Annotated in this window: 6 protein-coding genes and 2 pseudogenes; 6 read left to right on the top strand and 2 right to left on the bottom strand. The window is 59.4% G+C overall.

The genetic code is table 11. The features are described 5' to 3' along the window. Positions 1-53: 53 nt before the first annotated feature. Together HT737_RS13890 and HT737_RS13885 are read right to left on the bottom strand one after the other, a co-directional pair. A complete protein-coding gene (locus HT737_RS13890; RefSeq protein WP_095668066.1) occupies positions 54-686 on the bottom strand; it encodes a TetR/AcrR family transcriptional regulator in 633 nt (210 codons plus the stop codon). A gap of 231 nt (positions 687-917) precedes the next feature. Beyond that, positions 918-2,294 (bottom strand): glutamine synthetase family protein, encoded by a 1,377-nt coding sequence (locus HT737_RS13885; protein WP_003229254.1) that lies wholly within the window; start codon positions 2,292-2,294, stop codon positions 918-920. 730 nt (positions 2,295-3,024) lie between these two features. Here HT737_RS13885 and HT737_RS13880 point away from each other — a divergent pair. The 6 genes and pseudogenes from HT737_RS13880 to HT737_RS13855 form a co-directional block, all read left to right on the top strand. Beyond that, positions 3,025-4,383: a glutamine synthetase family protein gene (locus tag HT737_RS13880; RefSeq protein WP_007967993.1), complete on the top strand. Its 1,359-nt coding sequence runs from the start codon at positions 3,025-3,027 to the stop codon at positions 4,381-4,383. 56 nt (positions 4,384-4,439) lie between these two features. Further along, the gene (locus HT737_RS13875; RefSeq protein ID WP_121182522.1) at positions 4,440-5,804 is read left to right on the top strand and encodes an aspartate aminotransferase family protein; all 1,365 of its coding nucleotides are present in this window, start codon (positions 4,440-4,442) and stop codon (positions 5,802-5,804) included. 171 nt (positions 5,805-5,975) lie between these two features. Continuing rightward, a pseudogene (locus tag HT737_RS13870) lies at positions 5,976-7,086 on the top strand (polyamine ABC transporter substrate-binding protein). Between the two features lie 187 nt (positions 7,087-7,273). Further along, on the top strand, positions 7,274-8,371 hold the full coding sequence (locus tag HT737_RS13865) for a polyamine ABC transporter substrate-binding protein (protein WP_047297196.1): 1,098 nt from the start codon (positions 7,274-7,276) through the stop codon (positions 8,369-8,371). 128 nt (positions 8,372-8,499) lie between these two features. Continuing rightward, a complete protein-coding gene (locus HT737_RS13860; protein ID WP_374011166.1) occupies positions 8,500-9,582 on the top strand; it encodes an ABC transporter ATP-binding protein in 1,083 nt (360 codons plus the stop codon). Further along, positions 9,579-9,688, top strand: a pseudogene (locus HT737_RS13855) (putrescine ABC transporter permease PotH); the annotation flags it as partial. The gene HT737_RS13860 and the pseudogene HT737_RS13855, both read left to right, overlap by 4 nt.

The raw sequence follows: 9,688 nt of genomic DNA, 5'->3' as shown, positions 1-9,688 counted from the left end.
CGCATTCCAAAATGTGGGGAGCGAGCCTGCTCGCGAAGAGGCCGGTAAAGACGCTAGAGAATTCTTTTGGGCAGATAGGGCGGCAAATACAGCCCGATGTAAGCATCAAACACCCGCATCCCTTCCTCGGCCATGCGCGGCGTGATCTGCCCGTGCTGCTGCACCGAACGTGCATACACGCGGTCGCCCAGTTCCATCGCCAGCGCAAACACGTCGACATCGGTCGGCAGTCGCGGCAATTCGAAGTGATGGTCGAACAGTTTGTGCATCAGGTCGCCGAGTTCGATGTCGTGCTGGCGGTCGGCCTGGGTCACTTCGGTCAGGCCGTGCTGGGCGAGGATCAACTGACGGGCCGCCGCGTCTTCGCCGTAGATCTCCAGCATCCGTTCCTCGATCAGCCGCGACAGGTCGCGCCAGTCGCGCAGGGCATCGTGGTCGATCGGCGCTTGCAGGCAGGCGCGAAACGCCGCGTGCACGTCGGCGGTCAATGCTTCGAGCAGCGCCGGGACGCTGGCGAAGAAGTGGTAGACCGAGGAGGGTGGAATCTGCGCGCGTTCGGCGACGCTGTAGATCGACAGGCTGGCCACACCCTCGGCAGCCAGCAGCGTGCGCGCGGCGTCGAGTATCGAGTCGATGCGCGCCTGACTGCGGGCACGGGGTTTGCGGACGGGGGCGGGACGCGTCATGAAAGTCTCCTGCGGGGCAGCGGGCATTGTACGAGCCGGCTCTTGTGTTGTCTCGTCGGCCGCTTTCGCGAGCAGGCTCGCTCCCACAGGGAGGCTCTGTGTGCACAGTATTCATGTTCACTGGAGATTAACTGTGGGAGCGAGCCTGCTCGCGAACCGCCGCAGGCGGCCATAAAAAAAAACGCCGTTGGCTGAATCAGCTGACGGCGTTCTGTTTGGCACTACAACCGCTTAAACGGTATGCAGATACCAGTTGTACTCAAGGTCGGAGATGGAGTGTTCGAACTCCTCCAGCTCGCTTTCCTTGCAGGCGACGAAGATATCGATGTATTTCGGATCGATGTACTTGGCCATCACCTCGCTGTCGTCCAGCTCACGCAGGGCATCGCGTAAGTTGTTCGGCAGGCTCTGTTCGTTCTGCTCGTAGCTGTTGCCTTCGACCGGAGCGCCCGGTTCGATTTTGTTCACCAGACCGTGATGCACACCGGCCAGGACCGAAGCCATCAGCAGGTACGGGTTGGCGTCGGCACCGGCCACGCGGTGTTCGATCCGTACGGCGTCGGCAGAGCCAGTCGGCACGCGGATCGCCACAGTGCGGTTGTCCAGGCCCCAGCACGGCGAGTTCGGTACATAGAACTGCGCGCCGAAGCGACGGTACGAGTTGACGTTCGGGCAGAGAAAAGCCATCTGCGCCGGCAGGGTCTCGAGCACACCGCCGATCGCGTGACGCAGCGCGGCGTTCTGCTCGGGATCCTCGCTTGCAAAGATGTTCTTGCCATCTTTGTCGAGCACCGAGATGTGGACATGCAGACCGTTACCGGCCTGGCCCGGGTACGGCTTGGCCATGAAGGTGGTGTCCATTTCATGGTCGTAGGCGATGTTCTTGATCAGACGCTTGAGCAGAACCGCGTAATCGCATGCCTTGATCGGGTCGGCGACGTGGTGCAGGTTCACTTCGAACTGCGCCGGGGCACTTTCCTTGACGATGGCGTCGGCCGGGATGCCTTGCTCTTTGGCGCCTTCCAGAATGTCCTGGAGGCAGTCGACGTATTCGTCGAGGTCGTCGATCAGGTAGACCTGAGTCGAGTGCGGGCGTTTGCCGGAAATCGGCGAGCGTGGCGGCTGTGGACGGCCGTTCACGTTTTCCTGGTCGATCAGGTAGAACTCCAGCTCGAAGGCTGCGCAGATGGTCAGGCCCAGCTCGTCAAACTTTGCAACAACTTGACGGAGCACTTCGCGCGGATCGGCGAAGAACGGGTCGCCTTCGAGTTCGTGCATGGTCATCAACAGTTGCGCGGTCGGGCGCTTCTGCCATGGCTCGTTGCACAGGGTATCGGGGATTGGATAGCAGATCCGGTCGGCGTCGCCGATGTCCAGACCCAGGCCGGTGCTTTCCACCGTAGAACCATTGATATCCAGAGCAAATAGAGAGGCCGGCAGGTTGATGCCTTTCTCGTAAACCTTGTGGAGGCTGGTGCGTTCGATGCGCTTGCCGCGCACCACACCATTCATATCCGCAATCAGAAGGTCAACGTACAGAACCTCAGGATGTTCCTTAAGGAACGCGTTCGCTTCGTTAAGCTGAACGGCACGCGGGGGTACCGACATGATGCAACACCTTTGTTGTTAAAAATATCAATCATTGATCTTTTCTGGTTTCAGTCAACCCGAACGGCATGCCGAAGTCAAGCGAGGCCTTTTTTGCCCTAAAAAAGCGCTGCGAGGGCATTTATGGGGCACTTTGGGGCAGTTTTTTGTCCTTGGGACGCTTGGCACCCGCGGGCTTGAGCAGGCCGTGTTGTATTTTTTACGGGGGTGTTGTGTAAAAAAATGAACAAGGCTAAGCTCCGATCAAACCCATAACAGCAATAATACCGGGGTGCTTCATGTCTCGCCTGCCGTTAATCGGCATCACCGACTGCTCGCAACAGTCCGGTCTGCATGCTCAACACATCAGTGGCGACAAACCCGTCCGTAGTGCAGCCTGCAAGGCTCGCGGGCTGTCGACGATGTCCTCGTCCGCATCAGGCCAAACGGCAGCGTCCGTTATTCTGGACGTACGGCAAAGCATTCTGTTCATGGCGTCTTCCTTCAATATAGATCCCTTTGAGTCCCAAAGCCTGTGCCGCTTCCCCAGCCGTGCTCATGATTCTGCACGCCTTGAATGTGCACAGGAAATGCAACGCCAGCGTAAAGGGCAGGTAAGCTCCTCTTTCATTGTCGATGCGCGGTGCCAGGCGTAAGCCGGCACTGCGCGCAAGCAAGCCCCCTTTAACGCGACGCCACGGCGTCAAACTTTGCCTGACACGATGTCAGGAGACTCAGCCCAGAGGCATTTATGAGTAACAACCTCGACCAGCTCACCGATTGGTTGAAAGACCACAAGATCACAGAAGTCGAATGCATGATCGGCGACTTGACCGGTATCACCCGGGGCAAGATCTCGCCGACCAACAAGTTCATCGCCGAAAAGGGCATGCGTCTGCCGGAAAGCGTGCTGTTGCAGACCGTGACCGGCGACTACGTCGAAGACGACATCTATTACGAACTGCTCGACCCGGCCGACATCGACATGATCTGCCGCCCCGATCAGAACGCCGTATACCTGGTGCCATGGGCCATAGAGCCGACCGCCCAGGTGATCCACGACACCTACGACAAGCAAGGCAACCCGATCGAGCTGTCGCCGCGCAACGTGCTCAAAAAGGTCCTGAAGCTCTACGCCGACAAGGGCTGGCAGCCGATCGTGGCGCCGGAGATGGAGTTCTACCTGACCAAGCGCAGTGACGACCCCGACTATCCGCTGCAGCCGCCAATCGGCCGCTCGGGCCGTCCGGAAATCGGGCGTCAGTCGTTCTCCATCGAAGCGGCGAACGAGTTCGACCCGCTGTTCGAGGACGTCTACGACTGGTGCGAACTACAGGAGCTGGACCTCGATACCCTGATCCACGAAGACGGCACGGCGCAGATGGAAATCAACTTCCGTCACGGCGATGCACTGTCGCTGGCCGACCAGATCCTGGTGTTCAAGCGCACCATGCGCGAAGCCGCGCTCAAGCATGACGTGGCCGCCACCTTCATGGCCAAGCCGATGACCGGCGAGCCGGGCAGTGCGATGCACTTGCACCAGAGCATCATCGACATCGAGACCGGCAAGAACGTGTTCTCCAATGAAGACGGGACCATGAGCCAGCTGTTCCTGCACCACATCGGTGGCCTGCAGAAACTGATCCCGGAATTGCTTCCGCTGTTCGCGCCGAACGTCAACTCGTTCCGCCGCTTCCTGCCGGACACTTCGGCGCCGGTGAACGTGGAGTGGGGCGAAGAGAACCGCACCGTGGGCCTGCGCGTCCCGGATGCCGGCCCGCAGAACCGCCGCGTGGAAAACCGCCTGCCGGGCGCCGACGCCAACCCGTACCTGGCGATTGCCGCGAGCCTGCTCTGCGGTTACATCGGCATGGTCGAGGGCCTCAATCCGAGCGCGCCGGTGGTCGGTCGCGGCTATGAACGCCGCAACCTGCGCCTGCCGCTGACCATCGAAGACGCGCTGGAGCGTATGGAAAACAGCGCAACCATCGAGAAATACCTGGGCAAGACCTTCATTACCGGCTACGTCGCGGTCAAGCGGGCCGAGCATGAAAACTTCAAGCGCGTGATCAGTTCCTGGGAGCGTGAGTACTTGCTCTTCGCCGTCTGATACGCCGGGCGCGGCTGGCAGCAGCCGCGCCTTCACCGATAACAAGGAGAATTGGCATGACCAGCAACAACCCGCAAACCCGTGAGTGGCAAGCCCTGAGCAGCGAACACCACCTGGCCCCGTTCAGCGACTTCAAGCAACTGAAAGAGAAGGGCCCACGGATCATCACCAACGCCAAGGGCGTGTACCTGTGGGACAGCGAGGGCAACAAGATCCTCGATGGCATGGCGGGTCTGTGGTGCGTGGCGATCGGTTATGGCCGCGATGAGCTGGCTGACGCGGCTGCCAAGCAGATGCGCGAACTGCCTTACTACAACCTGTTCTTCCAGACCGCCCACCCGCCGGCGCTCGAACTGGCCAAGGCCATCGCCGACGTGGCGCCGGAAGGCATGAACCATGTGTTCTTCACCGGCTCCGGCTCCGAAGGCAACGACACCATGCTGCGCATGGTTCGCCACTACTGGGCGATCAAGGGCCAGCCGAACAAGAAAGTCATCATCAGCCGCAAGAACGGTTATCACGGTTCCACCGTGGCCGGCGCGAGCCTGGGCGGCATGACCTACATGCACGAACAGGGCGATTTGCCGATCCCGGGCATCGTCCACATCGCGCAGCCGTACTGGTTCGCTGAGGGCGGCGACATGTCGCCGGAAGAGTTCGGCATCTGGGCCGCCAATCAGCTGGAAGAGAAGATTCTCGAAGTCGGCGTGGACAACGTTGGTGCGTTCATTGCCGAGCCGATCCAGGGCGCCGGCGGCGTGATCATTCCGCCTGATACCTACTGGCCGCGCATCAAGGAAATCCTCGCCAAGTACGACATTCTGTTCGTGGCGGACGAAGTGATCTGCGGTTTCGGCCGTACCGGCGAGTGGTTCGGTTCGGATTTCTACGACCTGAAACCGGACATGATGACCATCGCCAAAGGCCTGACCTCCGGCTATATCCCGATGGGTGGCCTGATCGTCCGTGATGAAGTGGTGAAAGTGCTCAACGAAGGTGGCGACTTCAACCACGGCTTCACCTACTCCGGGCACCCGGTGGCGGCGGCGGTGGGTCTGGAAAACATCCGGATTCTGCGCGACGAGAAAATTATCGAGAACGCGCACAACGAAACGGCACCGTATTTGCAGAAGCGTCTGCGCGAACTCAACGACCACCCGTTGGTGGGCGAAGTGCGCGGCGTCGGGTTGCTGGGGGCGATCGAGCTGGTGCAGGACAAGGCCACTCGCAAGCGTTACGAAGGCCGGGGCGTGGGCATGATCTGCCGGCAGTTCTGCTTCGATAACGGCCTGATCATGCGTGCCGTGGGCGACACCATGATCATTGCGCCGCCGCTGGTGATCAGCAAGGCGGAGATCGACGAGCTGGTGACCAAGGCACGCAAGTGCCTGGACCTGACCCTCAGTGCGTTGCAAGCCTAAGTGCTAGGCTTCGAGCGGGGGAGCTGCGGCGCTCTCGCTCGAAGGTGTCAGAAAGGTGGGCCTTTTCTTGAAAGACCGCCTCCGATCTTGCCAGACTAGCCGCAGTTCCAGTTGTCGGGGTTCGGCCGCTGAACAAAGTGGTTCAAAAAAGAAAAATTTGGAGCATGACGCATGAAGGCATTAGGTAAAAAGCTTGCTGGCAAGACTCTTCTCGCGCTGTCCGTCGCGGGCATGATGGCGGGTGCGGTTCACGCGGACGACAAGGTACTGCACGTTTACAACTGGTCCGACTACATCGCTCCGGACACCATTGCCAACTTCGAGAAAGAATCCGGGATCAAAGTCGTCTACGACGTATTCGACAGTAACGAAACCCTGGAAGCCAAACTGCTGGCGGGCAAATCCGGTTACGACGTCGTTGTGCCGTCGAACAACTTCCTGGCCAAGCAGATCAAGGCCGGTGTTTATCAGGAACTGGACCAGTCCAAGCTGCCTAACTGGAAAAACCTGAACCAGGACCTGCTCAAGGCCGTGTCGGTCAGCGATCCGGGTAACAAGCACGCCTTCCCGTACATGTGGGGTTCGATCGGTATCGGTTACAACCCGGAGAAGGTCAAGGCTGCGCTGGGCGTCGACACCATCGACTCGTGGGACGTGCTGCTCAAGCCGGAAAACATCGCCAAGCTCAAGGGCTGCGGTGTGAGCTTCCTCGATTCGCCGACCGAAATGCTCCCGGTCGCGCTGCACTACCTGGGCCTGCCTACCGACACCCAGAAAAAAAGAAGACATCAAGAAAGCCGAGGACCTGTTCCTCAAGATTCGTCCTTCGATCACCTACTTCCACTCCTCCAAGTACATCTCGGACCTGGCCAACGGCAACATCTGTGTAGCGGTCGGTTACTCGGGTGACGTGCAGCAGGCCAAGTCTCGTGCCGCCGAGGCCGGTGACAAGGTGAAAGTCAGCTATGCCATTCCGAAAGAAGGCGCTGGCAGCTTCTTCGACATGGTCGCCATCCCTAAAGATGCCGAAAACGTCGAAGGCGCCTACAAGTTCATGACCTTCCTGCAGAAGCCTGAAGTCATGGCCGGCATCACCAACGCCGTACGCTTCCCGAACGGTAACGCTGCTGCGACCGCTCTGGTGGAAAAAGACATCACCAGCGATCCAGGCATTTACCCGCCAGCCGACGTGCAGGCCAAGCTGTATGCGATCGCCGATTTGCCGGCCGCTACCCAGCGCGAAATGACCCGCAGCTGGACCAAGATCAAATCCGGTAAATAAGCCGGTTTGAAGCAGCAACCGCTGGCTGTCGTCGCCATGACGGCGGTCAGCGGATCAATTAAATGACAGAAAGTTTTGCTGGATCGGTTTTTCGAAGGTAAGTTGCGCGCCGGTTTTGTTGCCGGGCAACCGTGACTGTCTTGCAGCACGGGGCAACTTGGGCCCAACTCAATTAGAGGACCTCCACTTGCCTATTTTTTCTTCTTTGCGCAAAGCTCTGCTGGCCACTGCCGGCCTGACGATCGCTGTCGGAGCCCAGGCCGCCGGTACGGTGCATATTTATAACTGGTCGGATTACATCGGCGAGACCACCCTGGCCGACTTCCAGAAAGAAACCGGGATCAAACCGGTGTACGACGTGTTCGATTCCAACGAGACCCTGGAAGGCAAGCTGCTGGCCGGGCGTACCGGTTACGACGTGGTCGTGCCGTCGAACCACTTCCTAGGCAAGCAGATCAAGGCGGGCGCGTTCCAGAAGCTCGACAGGTCGCAGCTGCCGAACTATGCGAATCTCGATCCGGTGCTGCTCAAGCGCCTGGAGCAGAACGACCCGGGCAACCAGTACGCCGTCCCGTACCTGTGGGGCACCAACGGCATCGGCTACAACGTCGACAAGGTCAAGGCCGTGCTCGGTATCGACAAGATCGACTCCTGGAGCGTGCTGTTCGAACCGGAGAACATCAAGAAACTGCACAGCTGCGGCGTCGCGTTCCTCGACTCGGCCGATGAAATGATGCCGACCGTGCTCAACTACATGGGCCTGAACGCCAACAGCACCAATCCGAAGGATTACGCCAAGGCCACCGACAAACTGCTGGCCGTGCGTCCTTACGTCACCTACTTCCACTCCTCGAAATACATCGGTGATCTGGCCAACGGCGATATCTGCGTGGCCATTGGTTTCTCCGGTGACATCTTCCAGGCCAAGCACCGTGCCGAGGAAGCCAAGAAGGGTGTGAACATCGCCTACTCGATTCCGAAAGAGGGCGGCGCGCTGTGGTTCGACATGCTGGCGATTCCGAAGGACTCGTCCAACGTCAAAGAGGCCCACGCCTTCATCAACTATTTGCTGAAACCTGAGGTGATCGCCCAGGTCAGTGATTACGTCGGTTACGCCAACCCCAACCCGGGGTCGGACAAGCTGATGGAGCAGTCCATCCGCACCGATGAAGCGGTTTATCCACCGCAAGCAGTCCTCGACAAGACTTACGTGTCGGTCGAGTTGCCACCCAATATTCAGCGTTTGATGACCCGTAGCTGGACCAAGGTCAAGTCGGGCAAGTAAGGCACAAACTATCCTGGGTTCGTCCGCATGGGGCGAACTGCACTGTTTTTTTCTGGGAGTTTCGTAAATGGCAGTTTGCCTCCGGCGCCTATAAGAAAGCCCTCGAGGGCGACCAGACACCTAAGCAGGTGTTGGTCAAAATCGACCGGGTCACGAAGAAGTTCGACGAGACGATTGCCGTGGACGATGTGTCCCTGGAAATCAAGAAGGGCGAAATTTTCGCCCTGCTCGGCGGTTCGGGATCGGGCAAATCCACACTGCTGCGGATGCTGGCAGGGTTCGAACGGCCCACGGAGGGGCGCATTTTCCTCGACGGCGTCGACATCACCGACATGCCGCCGTACGAGCGACCGATCAACATGATGTTCCAGTCGTACGCCTTGTTCCCGCACATGACCGTGGCGCAGAACATCGCCTTCGGCCTCAAGCAGGACAAGATCCCCAATGCCGAGATCGATGCGCGCGTCGCCGAGATGCTCAAACTGGTGCAGATGAGCCAGTACGCCAAGCGCAAGCCGCATCAACTGTCCGGCGGTCAGCGTCAACGTGTGGCACTGGCGCGTTCGCTGGCCAAGCGGCCGAAGCTGCTGCTGCTCGATGAACCGATGGGTGCACTGGACAAGAAACTGCGGTCGCAGATGCAGCTGGAGCTGGTGGAAATCATCGAGCGCGTGGGCGTGACCTGCGTGATGGTGACCCACGACCAGGAAGAGGCCATGACCATGGCCGAGCGCATCGCGATCATGCACCTGGGCTGGATCGCCCAGATCGGCAGCCCGATCGACATCTACGAAACTCCGACCAGCCGTCTGGTCTGCGAATTCATCGGCAACGTGAACATCTTCGAAGGTGAAGTGATCGACGATGCTGAAGGCCACGCGACCATCACCTGCAAGGACCTCGACCGGCAGATCTACGTCGGCCACGGCATCAGCACCTCGGTGCAGGACAAATCCGTGACCTACGCGATTCGTCCGGAGAAGCTGCTGGTCACCGCCGAGATGCCGACCTGCGAATACAACTGGTCCAGCGGCAAGGTGCATGACATCGCCTACCTCGGTGGGCATTCGGTGTTCTACGTCGAATTGCCGAGTGGCAAGCTGGTGCAGTCGTTCGTCGCCAACGCCGAGCGTCGCGGTCAACGTCCGACCTGGGGTGATCAGGTTTACGTGTGGTGGGAAGACGACAGCGGCGTGGTACTTCGCTCATGAACATGCGCAAATTCAAACGCCGGCTCAATCGAATAATTCCCGGTGGCCGCCAGTTGGTCATCGGGGTTCCCTTCATCTGGCTGTTCCTGTTCTTCATGCTGCCGTT

This window comes from Pseudomonas sp. MD195_PC81_125, assembly GCF_014060985.1.
Classification (GTDB): domain Bacteria; phylum Pseudomonadota; class Gammaproteobacteria; order Pseudomonadales; family Pseudomonadaceae; genus Aquipseudomonas; species Aquipseudomonas parakoreensis.
The sequence above is the reverse complement of the archived record's forward strand: the minus strand, read 5'-3'. Positions and strand labels throughout refer to the sequence as shown.

Bases quoted from the DNA above. Each gene is read 5' to 3' on its own strand.
- HT737_RS13890 (WP_095668066.1), bottom strand. From the start codon at position 686: ATGACGCGTCCCGCCCCCGTCCGCAAACCCCGTGCCCGCAGTCAGGCG.
- HT737_RS13885 (WP_003229254.1), bottom strand. From the start codon at position 2,294: ATGTCGGTACCCCCGCGTGCCGTTCAGCTTAACGAAGCGAACGCGTTC.
- HT737_RS13880 (WP_007967993.1), top strand. From the start codon at position 3,025: ATGAGTAACAACCTCGACCAGCTCACCGATTGGTTGAAAGACCACAAG.
- HT737_RS13875 (WP_121182522.1), top strand. From the start codon at position 4,440: ATGACCAGCAACAACCCGCAAACCCGTGAGTGGCAAGCCCTGAGCAGC.